At 41.3% G+C, this 22,973-nt stretch carries 15 protein-coding genes and 2 pseudogenes; 15 read left to right on the plus strand and 2 right to left on the minus strand.

Annotated elements, in window-relative coordinates; translation table 11 throughout:
- The first annotated feature begins 5 nt into the window (after positions 1 to 5).
- The 10 genes from pcrA to comX all read left to right on the plus strand — a co-directional run bounded on the left by pcrA (position 6) and on the right by comX (position 14,175).
- Positions 6 to 2,198: a DNA helicase PcrA gene (pcrA, locus tag AOT13_RS04795; protein WP_013401742.1), complete on the plus strand. Its 2,193-nt coding sequence runs from the start codon at positions 6 to 8 to the stop codon at positions 2,196 to 2,198.
- Positions 2,199 to 2,215: 17 nt separating this feature from the next.
- On the plus strand, positions 2,216 to 4,228 hold the full coding sequence (ligA, locus tag AOT13_RS04800; protein WP_013877600.1) for an NAD-dependent DNA ligase LigA: 2,013 nt from the start codon (positions 2,216 to 2,218) through the stop codon (positions 4,226 to 4,228).
- A gap of 10 nt (positions 4,229 to 4,238) precedes the next feature.
- Positions 4,239 to 5,402, plus strand: a complete 1,164-nt coding sequence (locus AOT13_RS04805) for a CamS family sex pheromone protein (RefSeq protein ID WP_013401740.1) — start codon at positions 4,239 to 4,241, stop codon at positions 5,400 to 5,402.
- Between the two features lie 104 nt (positions 5,403 to 5,506).
- Positions 5,507 to 7,051 (plus strand): L-glutamate gamma-semialdehyde dehydrogenase, encoded by a 1,545-nt coding sequence (gene pruA / locus AOT13_RS04810; RefSeq protein ID WP_003253300.1) that lies wholly within the window; start codon positions 5,507 to 5,509, stop codon positions 7,049 to 7,051.
- Between the two features lie 201 nt (positions 7,052 to 7,252).
- Positions 7,253 to 8,026: a MerR family transcriptional regulator gene (locus tag AOT13_RS04815; protein ID WP_042384010.1), complete on the plus strand. Its 774-nt coding sequence runs from the start codon at positions 7,253 to 7,255 to the stop codon at positions 8,024 to 8,026.
- A complete protein-coding gene (locus AOT13_RS04820) occupies positions 8,010 to 9,770 on the plus strand; it encodes an ABC transporter ATP-binding protein (RefSeq protein WP_042384008.1) in 1,761 nt (586 codons plus the stop codon). Before AOT13_RS04815 ends, AOT13_RS04820 begins: the two co-directional genes overlap by 17 nt.
- A 445-nt stretch (positions 9,771 to 10,215) precedes the next feature.
- A complete protein-coding gene (locus AOT13_RS04825) occupies positions 10,216 to 10,698 on the plus strand; it encodes a hypothetical protein (RefSeq protein ID WP_003253294.1) in 483 nt (160 codons plus the stop codon).
- A 6-nt stretch (positions 10,699 to 10,704) separates the two neighbouring features.
- Positions 10,705 to 11,616 (plus strand): hypothetical protein, encoded by a 912-nt coding sequence (locus tag AOT13_RS04830; RefSeq protein WP_042384006.1) that lies wholly within the window; start codon positions 10,705 to 10,707, stop codon positions 11,614 to 11,616.
- Positions 11,617 to 12,449: 833 nt separating this feature from the next.
- Positions 12,450 to 13,625, plus strand: a complete 1,176-nt coding sequence (locus tag AOT13_RS04845) for an erythromycin esterase family protein (protein ID WP_013877596.1) — start codon at positions 12,450 to 12,452, stop codon at positions 13,623 to 13,625.
- Between the two features lie 394 nt (positions 13,626 to 14,019).
- Positions 14,020 to 14,175: a competence pheromone ComX gene (gene comX / locus AOT13_RS04850; RefSeq protein ID WP_013144165.1), complete on the plus strand. Its 156-nt coding sequence runs from the start codon at positions 14,020 to 14,022 to the stop codon at positions 14,173 to 14,175.
- 129 nt (positions 14,176 to 14,304) lie between these two features.
- Here the strand turns inward: comX and AOT13_RS04855 are convergent.
- Positions 14,305 to 14,690, minus strand: a pseudogene (locus AOT13_RS04855) (transposase); the annotation flags it as partial.
- Positions 14,691 to 15,003: 313 nt separating this feature from the next.
- On the opposite strand from AOT13_RS04855, the gene AOT13_RS04860 reads away from it, so the two are divergent.
- From AOT13_RS04860 to AOT13_RS04875, 4 genes are all read left to right on the plus strand, one after another.
- Positions 15,004 to 15,402, plus strand: coding sequence for an acyl carrier protein (locus AOT13_RS04860; RefSeq protein WP_013877595.1), 399 nt, complete (start codon positions 15,004 to 15,006; stop codon positions 15,400 to 15,402).
- Positions 15,403 to 15,416: 14 nt separating this feature from the next.
- Positions 15,417 to 15,815, plus strand: a complete 399-nt coding sequence (acpS, locus tag AOT13_RS04865) for a holo-ACP synthase (RefSeq protein WP_013877594.1) — start codon at positions 15,417 to 15,419, stop codon at positions 15,813 to 15,815.
- A 7-nt stretch (positions 15,816 to 15,822) separates the two neighbouring features.
- Complete coding sequence (locus AOT13_RS04870) at positions 15,823 to 18,261, plus strand: beta-ketoacyl-[acyl-carrier-protein] synthase family protein (RefSeq protein WP_013877593.1); 2,439 nt, start codon at positions 15,823 to 15,825, stop codon at positions 18,259 to 18,261.
- 147 nt (positions 18,262 to 18,408) lie between these two features.
- Positions 18,409 to 19,470 carry a 3-oxoacyl-ACP synthase III family protein gene (locus AOT13_RS04875; protein WP_013877592.1) on the plus strand — a complete coding sequence of 354 codons (1,062 nt, stop codon included), beginning with the start codon at positions 18,409 to 18,411 and terminating at the stop codon, positions 19,468 to 19,470.
- Between the two features lie 42 nt (positions 19,471 to 19,512).
- Here AOT13_RS04875 and AOT13_RS21360 read toward each other — a convergent pair.
- Positions 19,513 to 20,308, minus strand: a pseudogene (locus AOT13_RS21360) (ISNCY family transposase).
- Between the two features lie 324 nt (positions 20,309 to 20,632).
- Here AOT13_RS21360 and AOT13_RS04880 point away from each other — a divergent pair.
- On the plus strand, positions 20,633 to 22,858 hold the full coding sequence (locus AOT13_RS04880) for an MMPL family transporter (RefSeq protein WP_013877590.1): 2,226 nt from the start codon (positions 20,633 to 20,635) through the stop codon (positions 22,856 to 22,858).
- The last annotated feature ends 115 nt before the right edge of the window (positions 22,859 to 22,973 follow it).

Here is a 22,973-nt window from a genome sequence, read left to right on the forward strand (position 1 = left end):
TCAATGTGAATTTTTTGTCGGAAAAACTACTCGCTAACTTAAATGAACAACAGCAAGCAGCGGTTAAAACGACGGAAGGACCGCTTCTCATCATGGCGGGGGCGGGAAGCGGAAAAACGCGCGTGTTAACGCACCGGATCGCCTATTTGCTGGCGGAAAAGCAGGTCGCGCCGTGGAACATTTTAGCGATAACGTTTACCAATAAAGCGGCGCGCGAAATGAAGGAACGCGTGCAGGCGCTGCTTGGCGGGGCGGCTGAGGAAATTTGGATTTCCACGTTTCACTCCATGTGTGTCCGCATTTTGCGCCGCGATATTGATCGCATCGGCATTGACCGCAATTTTTCCATTTTAGACACGACCGACCAACTTTCGGTGTTAAAAAACATTTTAAAAGAAAAAAATATCGACCCGAAAAAATTTGACCCCCGCTCGATACTCGGAACGATCAGCAGCGCGAAAAACGAATTGCTCTCCCCTGAAAAGTTCGCGAAAAAAGCCGGAAACTACTATGAAAAAATCGTCAGCGACGTATATGAGGAATATCAAAAGCGGCTTTTGCGCAACCATGCGCTCGATTTTGATGACTTAATTATGACGACGATTCAGTTGTTTGAGCGTGTGCCGGAAGTGCTCGAGCATTATCAATATAAATTTCAATACATTCATATTGACGAGTATCAAGACACCAACCGGGCGCAATATATGCTTGTAAAAATGCTGGCGTCGCGTTTTCAAAACATATGCGTCGTCGGCGATGCCGATCAGTCGATTTATCGCTGGCGCGGCGCAGACATCCAAAACATTTTATCGTTTGAAAAAGATTACCCGAACGCGAAAGTCATCTTGCTTGAGCAAAATTATCGTTCAACGAAGCGGATTTTGCAGGCGGCAAACGAAGTCATTGAAAACAATGTCAACCGCAAGCCGAAAAAGCTGTGGACGGAAAACCCGGAAGGACAAAAAATCGTATATTATGAAGCGATGAATGAAGCGGATGAAGCGCAATTTGTTGCCGGCAAAATTAAAGAATATGTGGAAAGCGGAAAACGCCGGTATTCTGATTTTGCGGTTTTATACCGCACGAACGCCCAATCGCGGGTGATGGAAGAAGTGCTGCTCAAGTCGAACATTCCTTACCAAATTGTCGGCGGCCTGAAGTTCTATGACCGCAAAGAAATTAAAGATATTTTGGCATATTTGCGGGTGATTGCAAACCCGAATGATGATATTAGTTTGCTGCGCATCATTAATGTGCCGAAACGGGGCATCGGTGCTTCCACGCTCGATAAAATCGTAAACTATGCTTCTGAAAACGAATTATCGGTATTCGAAGCGCTCGGCGAACTTGAGCATATTGGGCTCTCTGCGCGCATCGCCGCTTCCTTGCTGGAATTTCGCCGCATGCTTGAACAATGGGGGCAGCTGCAAGAATACGTTTCTGTAACGGAATTAGTGGAAGAAGTGTTGGACAAGTCTGGTTACCGCGAGATGCTGAAAGCGGAAAACACGCTGGAGGCGCAAAGCCGTTTGGAAAACATCGATGAGTTTTTGTCGGTGACGAAGCATTTTGAAAACGTAAGCGAAGATAAGTCGTTAATTGCGTTTTTAACCGACTTGGCATTAATTTCTGATATTGACCAGCTTAATGACGCGGACGGCGAAGACGGGGACGCAGTCGTGCTTATGACGCTCCATTCCGCAAAAGGGTTGGAATTTCCGGTTGTCTTTTTAATCGGGATGGAAGAAGGAATTTTTCCACATAGCCGCTCACTGGAAGACGAAGATGAGATGGAAGAAGAGCGCCGCCTCGCTTATGTTGGGATTACCCGCGCGGAAGAAGAACTGTTTTTAACAAGCGCGCAAATGCGGACATTGTTTGGATATACAAATATGAACGCGGTATCCCGCTTCATTCACGAAATTCCAGAAGAGCTAGTCGAGCGGGTGAACAAACGAACAGCATGGGCACCGGCCGGAAAACAAACGGCTTTCCGGAAAATGGCGGTTGCCTCTTCTACTGACGGCGAAACGGTCCCTTGGAAAGTCGGAGATAAAGTCGAACATAAAAAATGGGGAATCGGCACCGTTGTCAGCGTTCGCGGAGAAGGAGAGGATAAAGAGCTTGACATCGCGTTCCCAAGCCCGGTTGGAATTAAACGGTTGCTTGCGAAATTCGCTCCGATTACAAAGGTGTAAAGAAAGGGGAAACGAATATGGAACGACAAGCTGCGATCAAGCGAATCGAAGAGCTTCGCGAACTTTTGAATCAATACAATTATGAATATTATGTGCTTGACCGTCCATCTGTGCCGGATTCGGAATACGACCGGCTTATGCAAGAACTTATCGCGTTAGAAGAACAATATCCGGATTTAAAAACGAAAGATTCTCCGTCGCAACGCGTTGGCGGACAGGCGTTAGACGCGTTTCAAAAAGTGGAACATCGCACGCCGATGTTAAGTCTCGCAAACGCATTTAACGAAGGGGATTTGCGCGATTTTGACCGCCGTGTGCGCCAAGAAGTCGGCGATGATGTCGCTTATGTTTGCGAGCTGAAAATCGATGGGCTTGCTGTATCTGTCCGTTATGAAGACGGCTATTTCGTTCAAGGGGCGACGCGCGGCGACGGAGTGACCGGAGAGGATATTACCGAAAACTTAAAAACGATCCGCTCTTTGCCGCTTCGCTTGAATGAGCCGGTAACGTTAGAAGCGCGCGGCGAAGCGTACATGCCGAAAGCGTCGTTTGAGCGGTTGAACGAACAGCGCCGCCAGCGCGGGGAAGAGCTGTTTGCCAATCCGCGCAACGCTGCTGCGGGCTCTTTGCGCCAGCTCGATCCGAAAATCGCGGCATCGCGCCATCTTGATTTATTTGTTTATGGTCTTGCGAACGCGGAAGAATTAGGGATCGCCTCACATAGCGCGGCGCTCGATTATTTGCAGCAGCTTGGATTTAAAACAAATCCGGAACGCCGCCGCTGCGCTAATATGGACGAAGTGATGCAATTTGTGAATGAATGGCAAGAAAAACGTCCGCAGCTGCCTTATGAAATTGACGGGATTGTCATAAAAGTCGACTCGTTTGCGCAACAAGAACAACTTGGCGCGACGGCGAAAAGTCCGCGCTGGGCCATCGCTTATAAATTTCCGGCCGAGGAAGTGGTAACGAAGTTGATTGACATCGAGTTAAATGTCGGGCGCACGGGAGTGGTGACGCCGACAGCGATTTTGGAGCCGGTGCGTGTGGCGGGTACAACGGTGCAACGTGCTACCCTTCATAACGAGGATTTTATTCGTGAGAAAGATATCCGCATTGGGGATTCGGTCATTATCAAAAAAGCGGGGGACATTATTCCGGAAGTCGTGAATGTCGTGCCGGACCGGCGTACGGGAGAAGAAGTGCCGTTTGTCATGCCGACGCATTGCCCGGAATGTGCCAGCGAATTGGTCCGGATCGAAGGCGAAGTAGCGCTCCGCTGCATTAATCCAAAATGTCCGGCGCAAATTCGTGAAGGATTGATTCACTTCGTATCGCGCCAAGCGATGAACATCGAGGGGCTTGGGGAAAAGGTGATTTCCCAGCTGTTCCGTGAAGGCCTCATTCATGATGTTGCTGACATTTATCGCTTGACAAAGGATCAGCTTATCGATTTGGAACGGATGGGAGAAAAATCGGCGACCAATTTGCTCCATGCCATTGAAGCTTCCAAACAAAATTCGTTGGAGCGCCTTCTCTTCGGACTGGGAATTCGCCATGTCGGTGCAAAAGCAGCCAAAGTGTTAGCGGAACATTTCGAAACGATGGACCGCCTGCAAAACGCGACAAAAGAAGAATTAATGGCGATTCACGAGATCGGCGAAAAAATGGCCGATTCGATTGTCACATATTTTGCCAAGCCGGAAGTAAAAGAGCTTTTAAATGAACTGCGTGCTTATGGTGTCAATATGGAATACAAGGGGCCGAAAACGCCAAAACCTGGCGACGTTCATTCGTATTTTGCCGGAAAAACCGTTGTATTGACAGGAAAACTCGAGTCATTATCGCGCAATGAGGCGAAAGAAAAAATTGAACAGCTTGGCGGCAAAGTGACCGGCAGCGTGAGCAAAAATACGGATTTAGTCATTGCTGGGGCAGACGCAGGCTCGAAACTGGCGAAAGCGCAGCAGCTCCATATCGAGATTTGGGATGAGACAAGATTTCTTGAAGAAATTGAACAAAGTAAGTAGGTGTGGAACGATGAAAAAAAAGATGATCCTATTTGCTGCACTTCTGCTTTTCCTTTCTTCCTGCGCGCCAAAATTTGGCGAGGAAGAAGTAGTACAGGAGAAAGATAATAAAGACCAAAAAGCGGTGATTCCAAAATACAATATTTCCGATTCTTATTATCGCATTGTGCTGCCGTTTAAAGTATCGGGAGCTCGCGGCGAAGTAGTGGAAGACTTAAATACGCGCTTAGATGTGGACGAATTTGAAACAGGGCTGATGCGTTTGGCGCAAGACCGCTTTTCTCCGGAAGAATATTTATTTCAAGAAGGGCAATATTTAGATAAAAAAACGATAAAACGCTGGCTGGAAAGAAAGCGGACCCCTAGCCAGCTGAAAAGAGAAAAGATGAAGCCGTCCGAAAACGTCGGTTTAAATCCGCCTATCAGCGACAATGGAACAAATGAAGAAAAAAATAAAAAAAGCCCGATTTACTTAGCAAGCATTTTAGAGCATGATTATTTAGTCAAAACGAGTGACAATAAAGTACAATTAGGCGGAGTAGTCATCGGATTAGCATTAAATTCCGTTCATTACTACGAAACGGAACAAGGCTATCCGCGCGAGGTAGAAATCAAAGATGATGTCATTGCAAGGGAAGGAAAACAGATTGCCGCTGAAGTTCTTTCCCGCATCCGCAATATGAAAAAGCTGAAAGACGTTCCAATTACGATTGCGCTGTTCAAACAAGCGCCAAAATCTTCGGTGATTCCGGGCCACTTTTTCGCTGTGACGCACGTGGATGAAGGAAGCGATACGATTGACGAATGGCAGTCCGTTAATGAAGAGTACTATTTATTTCCGTCAGATGAAGCGCAAAAAAACCATCGGGACGACTGGTTAAAATTTAACAATTTTAAATCGGATATTGAGGAATTTTTCCCGAACTACACGGGAGTGGTTGGCAAAGCTTTATACCGCGATGACCAACTGCAACAATTAACGATTAACATTTCGATGCCTTTTTATGGAAAAGCAGAAGTGGTTGGATTTACGCAATATGTCACCGGTTTGGTGATGGAAAAGTTTCCAGATTATATTACTGTCAATGTCTATATTTCCTCCGCGGGAGGACCGGAAAGCATTATTGTTCGCCAAGCGAAAGAGGACAAACCGTTTGTTCACATTTATCAATAATTTTTTGTTTTTGTAAAAAATTGAATAACATTTCTTTATCCGTTAGAATGATAATAGGTTGTAAACGCTTTTTTTGCAATTTCGTTAAGAAGGGAAGATCACGGATGGTACCCTATAAACATGAACCGCTGACAGACTTTACTGTGGAAGCAAATAAAAAAGCGTTTGAAGAGGCATTGAAAAAAGTCGAAGCAAAGCTTGGCAAAGACTATCCTCTGATTATCGGCGGCGAACGGGTTTGGACAGAAGAGAAAATCGTCTCGATTAATCCGGCAAACAAAACGGAAGTCATCGGCCGCGTGGCGAAAGCGAATAAAGATATTGCGGAAAAGGCGATGAAAGTTGCCGATGAGGCGTTTAAATGGTGGAGCAAGACAAAACCAGAAGCGCGTGCTGACATTTTGTTCCGCGCCGCAGCGATTGTGCGCCGCCGCAAACATGAATTTTCCGCATTGATGGTAAAAGAAGCAGGAAAACCATGGAAAGAAGCAGACGCGGATACCGCCGAAGCGATTGACTTTATGGAATATTACGCACGGCAAATGCTGAAGTTAAAAGACGGCATTCCGGTCGAAAGCCGCCCGGGCGAAACGAACCGGTTCTTCTATATTCCGCTTGGTGTCGGCGTCGTGATTTCGCCATGGAACTTCCCGTTTGCGATTATGGCAGGAACAACGGTCGCATCGCTTGTTACCGGCAACACGGTTTTATTAAAGCCGGCGAGCGCTACCCCGGTTGTCGCTTATAAATTTGCCGAAGTATTGGAAGAAGCAGGGCTTCCGGCGGGAGTATTAAACTACATCCCGGGAAGCGGCGCTGAAGTGGGCGACTACTTAGTTGATCATCCACGCACTCGTTTCATCAGCTTCACTGGTTCTCGCGATGTAGGTATCCGCATTTACGAGCGCGCAGCGAAAGTACATCCAGGGCAAATTTGGCTCAAACGCGTCATCGCTGAGATGGGCGGAAAAGACGCCATTATTGTTGATAAAGAAGCCGATTTGGAATTAGCGGCACAATCGATTGTCGCATCGGCGTTTGGCTTTTCTGGGCAAAAATGCTCGGCATGCTCGCGCGCAATTGTGGTAGAAGATGTGTATGACCAAGTATTAAACCGCGTCGTTGAGCTGACGAAACAATTGAAGGTCGGCGATCCGGCAGAACAGAGCACGTTTATGGGGCCGGTCATCGATCAATCGGCGTATAACAAAATTATGGAATATATTGAAATCGGCAAACAGGAAGGCCGCCTTATGATCGGTGGGGAAGGAGACGATTCCAAAGGTTTCTTCATTCAACCGACAGTGTTTGCCGATGCCGATCCAAACGCGCGCATTATGCAAGAAGAAATTTTCGGCCCGGTTGTGGCCTTTGCGAAAGCAAAAGATTTCGATCATGCGCTGGAAATCGCCAACAATACGGAATATGGCTTAACCGGCGCTGTCATCTCCCGCAACCGCGCTAACCTCGAAAAAGCGCGTGAAGAATTCCATGTCGGCAACCTTTACTTCAACCGCGGCTGCACAGGCGCGATTGTTGGCTACCAGCCATTCGGCGGCTTCAACATGTCTGGTACCGACTCGAAAGCAGGCGGTCCTGACTACTTAATTTTGCATATGCAAGCGAAAACGGTATCGGAAATGTTTTAAATGGAAAACCCTCTCTGCGCTGGCAGGGAGGGTTTTTTGTTGGCAAGTTTTCTTAAATTTTCCGGTGGATTATCATAAATATTGGGGGAGCGATAAAATGTTGCGGGGATTTGTTATAAAAAAATGATAACCGCTTCCACATTTTTATTGATTCTAACGTTACGTGAAGATTTATGATCGTGTCAGAAGGGGGTGAGAACGATGAAAAAGGTATATCCAATCGGCGAGTTTGCGAAAAAAACGGGCCAAACAATACGGACGCTTCACTATTATGACGAAATAGGGATTTTGAAGCCGTCGCATGTATCGAGCTCTGGACGCCGATTTTACAGTGAAGATGAGATCATTACATTACAAAAGATTGTGGCCTTGAAGTTTCTTGGCTTTTCCCTTGAAGAAATTAAACGTTTTATGCAAGAAGAGAAATGGGATTTAAAAGAATCACTTGCTTTTCAAAAGAGGCTTTTGCTGCAAAAGCGTGAACATATTGACCGCATCATAAAAGCAGTGACACATGCCCAGCACCTTGCCGAAGAACAAGAGAAAATGGATCCGAATATATTTAGTTTGCTTATTAACTCCATCCAAATGGAGAATCAACAGAAAGAATGGCTGAAACAATTTATGCCGGATGAAACAGTGGAAAAATTATTTGATATTAGCGAAGAAAAACAGCTGGAATATGCGAAGAAGCTGCTTGGAATTTTCGAAAAGCTAAAAGAGTGTTATGGAAAAGATCCGGGTGATAGTGCTGTGCAATCGTTAATGGGAGAACTTTTCTCTATTGCCAAGGACATGGAAAAGGAAGTTTTTGGCGAATATTTATCACTATTTCATTTGAAAGAGGATGAATTCGCTGAAGAGCCTATGCTGTTCCCATCTCCTTTTTCCAAAGAAGAAGAGGAATGGGTGGCAAAAGCGGTGGAAATATTTCTAGAGAAAGAAGGAGTAGATTTGAGTGAAAAAGAATCGTGATATACCGATAGACAATTGGAAGCCTTTCTGGGAGTTAATCAAGAGCACGAATCCGCCAAAATGGATTTTTGTTACTGCTGTTATTCTTAGTTTGATTGAGACAGGGGTTGGGCTCATTGTCCCATGGTTTACTAAATCTCTTGTTGACCAGATTGCTGCATCTGCGATAGAACCATCCATCATTATTTTACTTGCTGCTTCATTTATTGCGCAAACGATCACTTCCGGCTTTTCTTACTACTTCCTCACTTATATTGGGGAATATGTGGTGGCGGCGATTCGTAAAAAGCTTTGGAATCAAGTTTTATTATTGCCTGTCCCTTTTTTTGATAAGCACCAATCTGGAGAGACGATGAGCCGGATCACTCAGGATACCAACACGGTGAAAATGCTGATCACTCAACATTTAGTTACGTTTCTGACCGGATTTATTTCAGTTGCAGGGGCTGTTAGTATCCTGCTTATTATCGACTGGAAAATGACCCTTATGATGGTGACGGCTGTCCCAGTTTCCATCCTGATTCTCTGGCCACTTGGGCAAAAAATGTACAAAATTTCAAAAGCTATCCAAGATGAAATGGCCAGTTTTTCAGCCAATCTTGGCAGAGTGTTATCCGATATTCGTCTTGTTAAAGCTTATTGCGCGGAGAAAGAGGAGCAAAAAAACGGGGAACTAGGGATTTTTCATTTGTTTCAATTTGGGCTGAAAGAAGCGAGAATCCAAGCTGTCATTTCCCCGTTTATGACATTTGTGATGATGCTCGTTTTAGTCGTTTTAATCGGTTATGGCGGCGTCCGTGTTGCCTCAGGCACACTTTCGTCCGGTTCGCTTGTCGCCATCATTATTTACATGGTTCAAATTGTTGTTCCGTTTAGTCAGATGGCTGCATTTTTCACTTCATTTCAAAAAGCGATGGGCGCAACAGAGCGAATCCAGCGCATTTTATCCTTAGAGAAAGAACCAAGCGGCAGTTTGCCTGCGGTGCCAAACCATAAGCAAGACATCCATTTTCGCAATGTTTCCTTTTCTTATAAAAAAAAGGGAGAGCCTGTCCTCAAACAAATAACGCTCACTATCCCTTCCGGAAAAACCACAGCTATCGTTGGTCCGAGCGGCGCCGGAAAAACGACATTGTTTGCTTTGCTAGAGCGGTTTTACACTCCCGATGAAGGCGAAATATTGTTTGGGGAAACTAATATTGAAGATTTTGACTTGTATTCGTGGCGCAGTCAAATCGGTTATGTTTCTCAAGAAAGTCCAATGATGTCAGGCACGATACGCGACAACATTTGCTATGGGCTAAATAGAGACGTGTCCGATGAAGAGATAGAACGGGCAGCCAAACTGGCAAATGCAGCGGAATTTATCGAGCGGCTTCCAAACCGATATTTGACGGAAGTCGGGGAACGGGGAATCAAATTGTCAGGCGGACAGCGGCAGAGAATCGCCATTGCCCGCGCTCTTATCCGCAATCCAAAAATTCTTCTCCTTGATGAAGCAACCTCAAACCTGGACAGTTCATCGGAAGTTCTTGTTCAAAAGGCCCTGCAGCGGCTGATGGAAGGAAGAACAACACTTGTCATTGCTCATCGGCTTTCGACCGTTGTTAACGCAGACCAAATCGTTGTTTTAGAGAATGGGACCATCACTGGGATTGGAACACACAGCGAATTGCTGCAAACCCATCCGCTCTACCGAGAACTGGCCGAACAACAACTGCAAACCATATTGGAGCAACGATAAAAAGGCGGACGGGTGCGGCTTCCATGTTAAACACTTTTATACTCAAGTCTTCTTCTGCCACTTTACTGCAAGATGTTCAATTTTTACTCTCATTGCTAAGCAATGCAATGGATAATCCATTGCATTCTCCCGCTGCATCATTTGCAAAAAAAGATTCCGAATCATTTCCCGGAATATGGTGATCAAGCCAAGAGATCGCAATGAAGTGATTTAATGAACCTATCGAGGCTTTCCTCCTTTTTGAAAAAGTTTAAAAGCGCGGATTGGCCCTTCTCTGTTGCTATAGGGAGGGGCTTTTTTATGTTATGGCGTAAAACACTATTTCGTGCTCATACTCCGCCAAAAATGGCGGGGTTCCGCCACAAGTTGGCGGCGAAAAAATGATCGTTTTGATTTACATTTATAGTATAGGAATCATAAAAAATCGAACAAGGGAGGGGATTTTATGTTCAAAAAAGGTTATTTATCTATTCTTTCGCTAGTTATGGGATTCACTTTCTTCTCAACTAATACTTTTGCAGCTACTGATATCGTTGATAATGATGCTTTAAGCAGTGCCCCTGGATACTCTGAACAAAAGGGAAATTGGACCTACAAGACAGGTTCTGGATACTACAATGATTATCGGATCGTTTCAGCAACCGTTAATGGCTTTGATACTGATTATGCGTATATTTGGAGATTTTATGCACACGACAAAAATGCCGCTCATTATGTCTACTTAAACAATAAAGATTTTACAAATCCAAGAACAGCTTATCAAATAGATGAGTTTGGTGGTATTGTTTATATTAACCAAAATACAGCACCTGGTGGTTGGAATTTTCTTAAAACCCATAAAGAGTGGAATCATATGATTGTAATTAACACATCTTTAACTACCAAGTTAGGAAATGTGGGAGCAGATGCTACAAAAATTACTTATTAATTAGGGGTGAGTGCTTTGAAGGAAAAATTTTTGATTGCTGGAGTTGCTAGTGTGGTATTAGCCGTTTCATTGGTGGTATATAATGGTACAGATATTGCTGGAAACCAAGACAACGTGGCTCGGGCAAGCGCAAATATTCAAAAAGTAAAAGTGCAAAATACAAGTGAACAAAAAACTAAACTTCAAACCTTGATGTTAAATTCTATTGACCATTATAAAACTGCAAAAGGATCGTTTGAATATTTTAGTGAATCAGGTAAGTTCCATATCATTGTAGATTATCAAACAGATCTTTCTGACAGCCCCAAATCTTATGAAAAAGTGCGAGGGCTGGCTACAGAAAATAATAATGGTATAACTACTGCAGCTGAACCAGGCTATGAAGTGAGTGTATATGATGGAGAAAATTTGATTAATTACAATAGTGGTTCTAGTGATTATCAAACGAATAGTGTTACTAAAAGCAATGTTCCTACAAAAGTTGTAGTAAAAGTGGGAAAAGTAAGCGAAAAGGAACGTAATTATTTAAAAAACGCAAGCATCCATGAACGGATTACTACAGTAGATGGAGAAAAAGCCTACATACACAGAATAGATCCGTCCTATATGGGGATAGCGAAGACTTCTTTATTTCCAGAAGATATAGCAATGGGATTTTTAGCAGATGATACACTATGGGATATTACAGGGCAGGAAAATATAGCAGGAGTCAAGACGGTAGTAATAGAAGGTAAACTGAATAGTGAGTATTCAAAACGATATAACGCAAAAACTTTCAAATTAAATATAGAGCCAAACACTGGAATAATGATACAAATGGAGGTTTTTGATTCTTCAGGCACCATTAAAGAATCAATAAAAACGAAAAATATTGAAATTAATAAAAGTTTAGATACTAAGTTATTCACAAGTTTTTAACAATTCTGTTTCATGAAAGCCCATTATAAAATTAATCAAGTAGGTGGATCGTATTGTAAGGTATGGGTTTTTTAACTCAAATGAGATGCACATCCAAGCAAAAATAGCGTATGAATGGTTAAAACCTAAGGGCCTCTTTGCAAATGGCAAAGGGGTTTTGTCGATATGGAGAAGGAATTTTACAAATTTTATTTTGATTTATCTATTTGGAAATATTTATATTAATATATTGAAAAATTATGAAAAAAGAAACGATGAAGATGGAATGGAAGAGATTTCCGAATCATCTTTTTCTGTGCTGTCTTGAAAAGAAGCGGTATGGATATCAATAGAAGGACACGCAAAACAAAGCGATTTTTTCGGCCGCTTAGCTGGTGTGCATTATCAGATGCAGATGCTTTCTGAAAACGTGAAGACAAGCGGACGAATTGCAGCGGCTGTAGAACTGCTGATGCTGGCTGGAAATCTATCCGATGACCTCTTTGGACAGTTTGGAAACCTCGTGAGCAAAGCCATTCTTACAGCGGATTATTGTTGGCAGGACAAAAACAATTGCAGATTTACCTATCGATGATGAAAAAGACAAGGACCATATATTTTATGCTATACATATGGGCGTCACGTGTGACATACATGAAGAAATGGATGATTTAAAGATGAATATACCAGATGGCCAAAAAACAAAAAATATGCTCTACACAAACCTGCATAAAAACAGCAGAATATCAGGATGACTCACTGTGAGTTAATGAGAAAGGCTCTTCGCTTACAATCTTTATGATTGAAAGAGGAATAATGAAGAATTGGACGGCGTTTTGGAAGGTGAAATGTGAATGGCTACTTTATTTGTAAACGAAGTCAAAAAGCAAAGCATCGATATAGGGGATATGGACTGTTATCATTTTGAATTTCTCCAGCCGATTTTGGAACATAAACGTTTTGTCTTCCTTGGGGAGAGCAGCCATTGCGCCAAAGAATACAGTCTAGCAAAAGTGAACCTGATTAAATATCTTCATGAGGAATTGGGTTTTCATGTACTTGCCTTTGAAAGCGAATTGGGGCCGTGCATGATCGGCGATTATCTGTCTGATCAATTTGATTCTAAACGTTTTATGGCGGGTACCATTGGACGTGTGTGGCAAAATGAATTTGTCCCCGGATTATTTGACTATATGAAAAAAATGAAGCAAGAGCGGCCGCTGGATTTTACGGGTGTGGATGTTTATCAAGGAAAAAAGGAGAATTTGTTTTCGGAATTCCTCGAGTCTTATTTAACAGGCCCGGCCAAACAGAAGTTTGTCGATTTTGAAAAGCGGGCGATCGAGGTTTTGATAGCAGCCGATACACGGAAAATCAAACGTTCGATGCGCCGGCATATAAGCGAAGAGATGGAAAGTAAGGGCATGGAATTGATGGAGGAACTCCAACAGCAGCGTTTCCCGGATAGCAAGATTTATAAAATTGTCCTCCGGACGATGGAAAATAGAGTAAATTATTTGAAAGCAACGTTAGAAAAAAGTTTCTCGAAACTTTTTGAGTATCGGGATGCATTAATGGCAAAAAACCTAGAATTTTTAGCACAGGAAATATATCCAAATGAAAAATTTATCATTTGGGCCCATAACATGCATATTAGCAAACGTACTTCCGCCAAGCGCCTGTCTGCCTATAAATCGTTTGTGGAAAATCTCTCCCAAACGGTGAAGGAGAAAAGTTTTGTATTGGGGTTGTATGCAAAGGAAGGCAAAATGTTGGATTATACAGGAAAGGAATATCCAATAAAAAAACTAGGCAAAAAACATTTGGAAAGCCTTCTTGACCATTCTCCTTATCAAAATAGTTTTATTCAGTGCAATGGAAACTGGGCGCAGAAAAAATGGCGGGCCTATGAAGGCGGGGCAATGCCAACTTCCTTTGTACCTGCACAACAATATGATGGGATTTTATTTTTTAAATATGTTTCCCCGGCTTACTTTTTTGACGTTTCTGAGAAGAACAGAGAAAAGTAGTTTAAAGCTATGAATGGAATGACCAACGGCATGATGTTCAACTAAAAGATGCACTTAGAAATAAGTCCATTCTGTCATGGCTTACTAGAAATTGTTTAGCCTAGATATTAATTTATAAAATCTTTTGCTGTTTATCATTACATTTATTTTCGGTTTTCTGCTCTATATCTTGCTCAATGTAGCAGTAGGTGTTACCGTGAGTTGTACAGAGGATTTCGGATCAGGTTTACTATCAGATTATTACTCTTAAGACAGGAACGTTTTATTATGCTAAAGTGATGGAGCCAAATTTACAAGGAAAAAACGTTGCAAGAAGTCGAAAAGTCGAATATTGATGATAGGTATAAATTCGCTCTGAAAACATTTATGTTGTAATGTTGGAGGGAGATCTGCAATGCAAGAAATCATTCGCTTTTTAGTAGAACATCCAGAAGTCATTGAAAAATTACAAAATGGTACGGTGAGCTTGATAGGTTTAAGTGAGTTAGAGGTAAAAGCGGTTGTAAAGGTATTTAGTGAATCGACGGAGCCGCTTGGATATTGGAAGTAGGTAATAATGAACCGAATGATTATTGCGATGATTGTTGCTTCAATTATAGCGCTATATTTAACTGTTTCCGATGTGAAACGGCTATTGATTGCATAGATATAGCGACCAATAAGAGATGGTGTTGCAAAATTAGAGTAAAAGATCGAAGTTATGCATAAGGATGCAACATAACACATGTAGTATATATCGATGAAATCCCTACCATTCTTGGCTTTTCCACTCCGTCACTTTTTAACTCATTAAATACTCGTTCAATCCCACAGCAAAGTCCAAACAGACCAAATCTCGTTTTCAAAAAGACAGGAAGAACCTGGCCAAAGGTGTCTTTCCGTTCCCTTGTATTGCGGCGGTTGATGGGAGAAAGGAATGGGATTCCTGCTTGTTCGGCCGTTTGACGGATTTTTTCGCTGCCATACGCGGCATCGCCCAATACCAATTCGATATCCCGCCGCTTTAAGAAACAAGCGATTATGGTGCTGCTCCGCATCATTCCGATTCGCTGTGGCCGACACGTGGCAACAACCATATGAGATTTTATTCGCAATATTCCGCTATTTCATGTCGGTACTTCACCAAAAAATGGCGGGATTCCGTCACAAGTTGTCGGTGAAGAGAAAAGGAACTGGAGATATAATTTGAGATAAGAAACATTTTATAGAGGGAGGAATACAAGTGAATAATCATGGTGCCAATCACGATTTCAATATTAAGACATAAAGAATTACATTTAGTTTTGTATATAAACTAAAGTAAATTTTTAGAATTATTTATGTTTAATTGTATAATTGTTAATAATTAGTTTTTAACATTAATTAGGGGGAGTGGAATATGGAGAATACAAGTATACCACGGAATGTTGAAGCAAAAGAAGCAGTGTTCGAAATTTTAGCAGAAACTTTAAAGCTAGATGTAACAGAAATCAACGAGTCTTTGAGATTATCACATGATTTAGGTATGGATTCCATCGATGTACTTGACATGCTTTACGATATCGAAAAGAAAACGGGTTCTGTTATTGGTTTGCAAGACTTTGAGAATTACTTCCGTGGGGAGCTTTCTGTTGAAGAATTCCGCAATGCTAATGGCGTGATTACTGAAAAAGGCATTCGATATATCAAAGAAAAATTTCCAAACGCTATAATCCCTGAAAGTGGACTTCTTACACGTCATCTATTTGAATTATTAACAGTGGGCGATTTAATTAAATTGACCGAGATTCATCGTTAAGGGTGTGTGATTTTATGTCCCTTCAGATTTTCGGTACAGGGATTGATATTATATCTACTTCCCGGATTTCAAGATTTTTAAACAAACATGGAGATTCGTTGACCAACATTTTTACAAAAGACGAAATTCAATATTGTCTTCACTTTAAAGAACCGTCTCAATGTTTTGCTGCAAGATTTGCTGCAAAAGAAGCTATCATAAAGTCTATGGGGATTGGATTACATGAAGTAGAGGCATTATCAGATATAGAAGTGATACACAATCCTATTGGTGTCCCTATCCCAAAATTACATGGTGCGGTAGAACAGCTTCGCAAGGAAAAAGGAATTGAATACATCCTATTATCGATAAGTCATTGTGAGGGGTATGCAGTTGCTCATGCAATGGCTGTATCAAGAAATGGAGAGGAATGAATAAAGAATGGAAGATCGCGTTGTAATAACGGGTATGGGGATTGTATCAGCTATCGGTGTTGATGTAGAAAGTTTTTGGGAATCTTTACATTCTGGTTTCTCTGGCATTAAAAATGTTGAACAACTTCGTCTTAATAAAATTAAGTCTAAAATTGGTGGACAAATCAGTTATTTTCAAACTGCGTTTGAATCAATAAGAGCGGAAGGATGGGACGACCGTGGATTGCAATTGTCTCTTTTCGCTCTTAAACAAGCTTTACAGCAAGCAAAAGTAGAAGATGCAGATATTCCGTTCGACCGAATCGGCGTGGTAGTAGGAACTTGTTCGGGTGGCATTTTTAGTGGTCAAAAATGGGTAGAGGAATGCAATCAGTTAGGGCCATCCAAAGCTAATCCTCAATATTTGAAAATGTATGATTATAATACGGTTGCTAATATGGTTAGTTATGTGACAGGGGCGCGTGGTCCCGTTTTAACCATTTCAACTGCTTGTGCTGCTAGTAATAATGCGATTGGATTGGCAAGTGATTTAATTCGTTCCAACAAGGTGGATATGGTAATTGTTGGAGGTTTTGATGCTTTATCTGAAACTGTTTATAACGGATTTAATTCTGTAGATGCTCTTGATACAACTCCTTGTAAACCTTATAGTGCAGACCGACGTGGCCTTAGTTTAGGAGAAGGAGCGGGGTTTTTAATTTTAGAAAGAATGGATAGGGCTCAACAAAGGAACGTAAATATATATGCTGAAATTCTTGGTTATGGGTTAGCAGCTGACGGTTACCATCCCACAGCTCCACATCCAGAGGGAGAAGGAGCTGCGAGAGCTATTTCTTTTGCTTTAAAAGACGCAGGCATTGCACCAAAAGAAGTTGATTATATAAATGGTCACGGTACAGGTACATTATTAAATGATGTAGCTGAGACAAAAGGTATCATCAAGGCTTTAGGTGAACATGCCTATCAGATCCCTATTAACAGCATCAAAGCTATGACTGGGCATACATTAGGAGCTTCTGGGACTATAGAAGGTATCTCGACTATTTTGGCAATAAATAAGAAATTCATTCCGCCTACTATTAGGTTACAAAGTCCAGATCCCTCTTTGACATTGGATTATACAGCAAATGTAGGACGAAAGGTTGAAAAATTAGATATCGCTCTGTCAAATTCTTTTGCGTTCGGTGGTAACAATGCAGTCGTTGCTTATGGGTCACCTCACCTTACAAGCAGATATGGTATAAAAAGGAAAGAGAAGGTCGTTATTACAGGGATGGGATTAGTTACACCTGCTGGAATTGGAAAAGAACCTTTCTTTAATGCTCTCATATCAGGCGAGACGATTTTATCGGTTATTGACGATGCACAAAAAAGAAGGTCCAATTTACTCAATACTGTACACATTAACGGCGATAAAGTAAAGAGCCGATTTGACCGAAAAGAAATCCGACGTTTAGATGACGTCGGTGTGTATTCTCTTTTAAGCGTAAAAGAGGCGATTGAGGATGCGGGGTTGTTGATCGATGACTTAAATCGAGAGCGTATTGGTGTCATTAGTAGTCATTCGTTCTCGATGGTTGAACATTTTTCAGAAATGTTTAAATTCACTATTGAAGATAAATATAGGTTAAAACCATCTGTGTTCCCGAATTCCGTTCACAATGGAGTCGCTGGAGTCATTGCCACCCATTTGCAAGTATTAGGTCCTTCTTCCACCATGGTTTCAGGTGAGTCTTCCTCAGCTGCTGCGATTATTCACGCTTATGAACTCCTTCAAAAAGGAGCTGCGGACGTTATATTATGCGTAGGGGCAGATGTGGTGAACGAAGAGGTATCACAGACATTGTATGCTATGGGAATTGTATCGAATGAACTTCCTCGTCCTTTTGACAGAAAAAGAAATGGTGCATTGTATTCGGAAGCGGCTGTAACCCTTGTGTTAGAAACAGAAAGCCATGCTTTAGCGAGGGGAGCTTGTATATTAGCAAGAATACATGATTATGCTGCTAAATCAGATGGGACTCTTCCATGGAATCTATCATCTGAAGGAGATGCATTAGTTAAATCTATGCAAGAAGTTTTAAAATCGGTAGAACAAGTACCTGATTGTATTTGGACAGATGCTTCCGGCTCTATTACGAAAGATTTTGCCGAAGCTAAAGCCATCAGTAAAGTGTTCAAGCGAAATGAGCTTCCATATTTAGTTGCCGTAAAAGCTATTTTTGGTGAGACATGGGCTGCTTCTACGAATTTGAATATTGCAGCTGCTCTTCTGGCAATGGAGAGACAGGTTATTCCGGGTATCCCCAATTTTGATGAAGTGGACTCGATGTTGAACATCGAACCCCGTTCTCAATCCATAGGAGCAAAAACAGAATGGGCTTTAGTCAATTCGATAAATCAAAGCGGAAACAGCTTTTCTTTTCTGTTAGGTCCCTCTATATAAATATAAAGTAAGACTTGATCCTTTACAATATTTAAGAATCTATTTTCTTAGAGGATATCTATGAATTTTGCGGGAAATTCCACTAATTGGATCGTTAGTCAGGTCGATTGATTATAATGGATAATCATATATTTGGAGGGAATTGGAATGTTCACAACTCAAATAATAGGTACTGGTTCATATCTTCCCGGGGACTCCATTACAGTAGAAACATTAAAAAAAGTTATTGGTCATGTTGCGGAGGATTTAGTTAATGCATTAGGTGCGCATAAACGGTATTGGGCTATCGATCCTGAAACAGGAGTAGCAAGAGAAGACAATTCGGATATAGCAGCGAAAGCAGCTCGTCTCGCTCTCGAAAATGCTGAGATACAACCGAACGACATTGATGTGATTATCAGCGTAACAGCAACACCTGATTATCCATTACCAGCTAATGCTCCTATCATTCAAGAAAAATTAGGTATTCAACATTGTGCTGCTATTGAGTTACGAGCAGGATGTAACGGGGTTGCTCAAGCCCTTACGATTGCCGACCAATTTTTAAAAACAGGCTTATATAAAACAGCCTTGGTCATTGGGAGCGAACTTTCTTCTACATACACTGTTCCTCCGTATTTAAGAGGCGATCGAAATGTAAATAAAAACGACCTGTTAAATGTGATTATGTTTGGTGATGGTGCGGGGGCTGTCGTGTTGAAGTCGACCAATGAACCATCTGCTCCTGGTATTATCGGATCTTATTTAAATTCGATTGGAGTGGGTAAGCCTGCAGGTTTCGTATTGCCAGTTGGCGGTTCTAAACGACCAATTGACACTCAAACTCTTGAAGAAGGAAACTACCGTTGGTTCCAAGATTACAAATCGATTGCTCAAATGGATAAGGAAATGGCTTTTGATGCCATCCGAGGCATTTTAGAGGTGACTAAAGTCTCTCCTGAAGAGATTGATATGATTATTGTTCCTCAAGCTAATGCTGAGCGAATTAAAGTTGGACTTACTTCGGATGAAAATCCATTAGCAAAATATGCTGACCGCTTTTTTGTGAACGTAGACCAAGTTGGTAATACTTCAGCTGCAGGAGTATTAATTGCATTAGATGAAGCCAATAGAAGGGGCCTGTTAAACTACAATGACCTCTTAATGTTAGTAGGAGCAGAATCTTCTAAATGGTTATGTGGTTCCTTAATGTTACGTTGGGCTAAGTAATCTTGTATGGTTAATGGAGAGATAGTATTGCAAAACTAAAGGTTATGCATAAGTATACCATAAGTATACTATACACAGTTGCACATGTAGTAAATACCGATTAAATCCATACATCATGGCTACTCAAGCCCATCGCTCTTCAATTGATTAAACACTCGTTCGATGGAGCTTCGAAAACCGAATAGCCTCTTTCCCAATCTGGTTTTCAAACAGATAGGAATGATTTGACCATAAGCATCTTTTCGTTCCTCATGGTTTAGACGATTAATGGGTGAAATGAAAAAAATTCCGACTTGTTCCGTCGTTTTACGGATCTTTTCACTGTCTTACGTGGCATCCACCAAGCACAAACTCGATGTTCCATTCTTGCAAAGACGAAATTCTGGTGTCATTGCTATGTCATTTTGGTTGGCATCAAAACATGCGATAAAATCATCCCTTCTGTGGAGGGTTAGTGGTACTGAGTCGACATGCCCTACTTCGCTTGCGAATCGTAGAGACTGCTTCGTAGGACGATGCTGTCGCTTATGACTCCTTTCGGGAACGCATAAATCGTTTAAGAGATAATGATGAAAGTCAGAAAACCCTTGTTTTTGGAACTACTTACTGACTCATGAAAATGTGGACAGATGGGGAACCTCTGAAGTCCGCAAATATGACGAAAATAGCCAAACCGATGAAGAATGTTCACCATCCATCTGTCATAAGGAATCAATAGAAAAGTATGTTTTTAAAAAGAAACATTTAAACAGTGATTTTTTGGATACGGGTGGATTGCACTATCACATATAAGGTAAAGCGTTTCAAGAAAAGAAAGTTGGTTGATGTATCGAATAATGTACTAAAGATCTATTTCGCTAGATAGTGCATGTTCGATAACAAAATTGGAAATCATGATCGTGTCCACCCGTTGGTTTTGGGGGGCACCGTATATGATTTCCAAGGTGGTGGATTTTTTATATGCATTTATGCGCCCATTATGCGTTTCGCAACACGCTTGGAGAAATAAGAGCATATCGTTCTCCTAATCTTTTTTATGAATGTACTTTCAAAGAGGGGCTGTACAGCTGTAAACTGCCTTTCTCTTTTCCATGAATGGGGACTTCAAAACAATTAATGGGTAGGAAATAGTATATTCTGCCTGTACAAGGAAGGTGAAAATATGAGAGAAGTGACAGGGAAAGGGTTATTCTGGAAATGGGGCCGTATGATTTTTCGGTTCCGTTGGCTGGTGCTCATTCTCAATTTATTGATATTCGCATTCTTTGCCATGTTTGCGCCTAAAGCAGAAAATTTATTTAAGGATAATGGCATGATACCTTATGGTTCTGAATCCGATCAAGGTAATCGTTTATTGAAAAAAGAATTGGGATTCTCTGCTTCCTCACTGATGGTAGTATATAAAAGTGATACTTTAGATTTGACAACGGAAAAATCAAAAGAAGCTATTCTTTCCTCCGTCAAAGGATTAAACCAATTATCCTATGTGGAAGATATTCAATTTGTGACAACGAAACGCGTTAGTGACGATAATGGGATTCAAGCTTTAATGATTATGTTAAGTTTAAGTGAAAATGAAGCAGAAGAAAAATATGATGAAATTAAACAAAAAATCACACAGCCAGATAACATGGATGTTTATATAACCGGTCAACCTTCTCTTCTGCACGATTTCCATACAGCTAGCAAAAAAGACCTCATTAAAGCCGAAAAGATTGGAATTCCAGTTGCATTAGTCGTGTTGTTGGTTGTATTTGGAACATTAGTAGCTGCCATCCTCCCTATTATTGTTGGTTTAACAAGCATTGTGATTACCATGGGGATCTTGTACTTTTTGGGGCTCCACATTGAGTTTTCCAATTTTCTTCCGAATATTGTGTCCATGCTTGGACTTGCGGTTGGCATCGATTATGCTCTTTTTATTGTCACGAGATTTCGTGAAGAGCTAAAGAAGGGAGTAAGCATTCAAGAGGCCATTGGCATGACAAATCAAACAGCAGGAAAGTCTGTTGTCTTTTCAGGTTTTGCAGTTGTAGTAGGTTTATTCGGTTTGGTGTTTATTGATTTAAATTTATTTTTCAGCCTTGCGGTAGGGGGGATTCTCGTCGTATCTATATCGGTCCTTGTCAGCACGACGTTGCTTTTAGCGGTATTGAGTATCCTCGGATACCGTGTGAACAAATTGAGGGTTTTTCCAAAAAGCTGGGAGAAAAGAAACTCAGAGAAAGTGTGGTCAAGAGTTGCCTACTCGGTGATGAAAAGGCCAGTTTCATTAGCCCTCGTCACCATAGCAGGATTAGTGTTTTGTATGTTGCCGTTACAAGACATCAGAATTGCTGTTCCAAAGGCAGAAATTTTGCCTCCTACCTATGAGTCTAGAATGGGCTCTGATCTTTTTAAGGAACATTTTGACCAGAAGGAAGCGAATCCTATCACTATTGTAGTAAAAACACCACGTTCAGTATGGGATAAAGAGACCATAGAAGAACTAGACGGGTACATTCAAAAACTTGAAAGAGTTGAGAATGTAGCACATGTAACAAGTTATCTTTCGATGATAGAAGCTTCCTCTCTGGAAGAAAAAGTAATGCTGATGCAACAGGAACAAGTACAAAAACGATTCACCGATAGTAAAATAGTAGGGGAACATACTGTGCTTATTAACGTCATCCCTGATATTTCTCCTGATGACAAGAAGATGAACCAATTGATCGAAAACATCAGGGGATTAAATTCTGAAAATTTAGATGTTTATGTGACTGGAAAGGCTGCGTTTGACTTTGATATTGTTGGCAAGATTAAAGATGATATGTTTAAAACGATTGGTTTTACCATGGGGGCAACATTTCTGATTTTATTTTTTGTGTTCCGTTCTGTCGTTCTGCCACTTAAAGCAGTATTAATGAATGTATTTAGTTTAGGGGCAAGTTTAGGAATTGTTGTGAGTGTGTTCCAAAACGGATATTTCGCTGATTGGTTCGATATTTCGTCTACAGGTTATATCAGTACCGCGCTTCCAATCATTATTTTTGGCGTTGTATTTGGAATTTCAATGGATTATGAAGTTTTTTTAATTTCGCGAATCATGGAAGAGTATGAGATAACAGGGGATAATGAACAAAGCACAGCAGAAGGACTTAGTAAAACTGCCAGCTTGATCACTAGTGCTGCTCTTATTTTAATAAGTGTAGTAGGAGCATTCATTTTCACAGATATTGAATTGATCAAAGCACTAGGATTGGGATTAACGATTTCTGTATTATTGGATGCCACAATCATCCGCATTATTTTGGTTCCTGCGTTAATGAAATTAATGGGGCGTGCGAATTGGTGGGCACCAAAGTTTTTAAAAAAGCTTCAACGGACAAACATTTTTCATGAATACTAATAAAAGAATCCGCAAAAAGCATGAAATGAATAAGTTTATGCCGGAAAAATCAACTTATTAGTACCATTACCCGGCTTGTTTTCTGCTTGCCCATATACCCAGGCAACAATAAATA

This window comes from Parageobacillus thermoglucosidasius, assembly GCF_001295365.1.
GTDB lineage: Bacteria > Bacillota > Bacilli > Bacillales > Anoxybacillaceae > Parageobacillus > Parageobacillus thermoglucosidasius.

Excerpts from the sequence above, each read along its gene's own strand:
- AOT13_RS04870 (WP_013877593.1), top strand. The coding sequence starts at position 15,823 with ATGGAAGATCGCGTTGTAATAACGGGTATGGGGATTGTATCAGCTATC.
- acpS (WP_013877594.1), top strand. The coding sequence starts at position 15,417 with ATGTCCCTTCAGATTTTCGGTACAGGGATTGATATTATATCTACTTCC.
- AOT13_RS04825 (WP_003253294.1), top strand. The coding sequence starts at position 10,216 with ATGTTCAAAAAAGGTTATTTATCTATTCTTTCGCTAGTTATGGGATTC.
- comX (WP_013144165.1), top strand. The coding sequence starts at position 14,020 with ATGCAAGAAATCATTCGCTTTTTAGTAGAACATCCAGAAGTCATTGAA.
- AOT13_RS04860 (WP_013877595.1), top strand. The coding sequence starts at position 15,004 with ATGGAGAATACAAGTATACCACGGAATGTTGAAGCAAAAGAAGCAGTG.
- AOT13_RS04880 (WP_013877590.1), top strand. The coding sequence starts at position 20,633 with ATGAGAGAAGTGACAGGGAAAGGGTTATTCTGGAAATGGGGCCGTATG.
- AOT13_RS04805 (WP_013401740.1), top strand. The coding sequence starts at position 4,239 with ATGAAAAAAAAGATGATCCTATTTGCTGCACTTCTGCTTTTCCTTTCT.
- AOT13_RS04815 (WP_042384010.1), top strand. The coding sequence starts at position 7,253 with ATGAAAAAGGTATATCCAATCGGCGAGTTTGCGAAAAAAACGGGCCAA.
- pruA (WP_003253300.1), top strand. The coding sequence starts at position 5,507 with ATGGTACCCTATAAACATGAACCGCTGACAGACTTTACTGTGGAAGCA.
- ligA (WP_013877600.1), top strand. The coding sequence starts at position 2,216 with ATGGAACGACAAGCTGCGATCAAGCGAATCGAAGAGCTTCGCGAACTT.
- AOT13_RS04845 (WP_013877596.1), top strand. The coding sequence starts at position 12,450 with ATGGCTACTTTATTTGTAAACGAAGTCAAAAAGCAAAGCATCGATATA.
- AOT13_RS04875 (WP_013877592.1), top strand. The coding sequence starts at position 18,409 with ATGTTCACAACTCAAATAATAGGTACTGGTTCATATCTTCCCGGGGAC.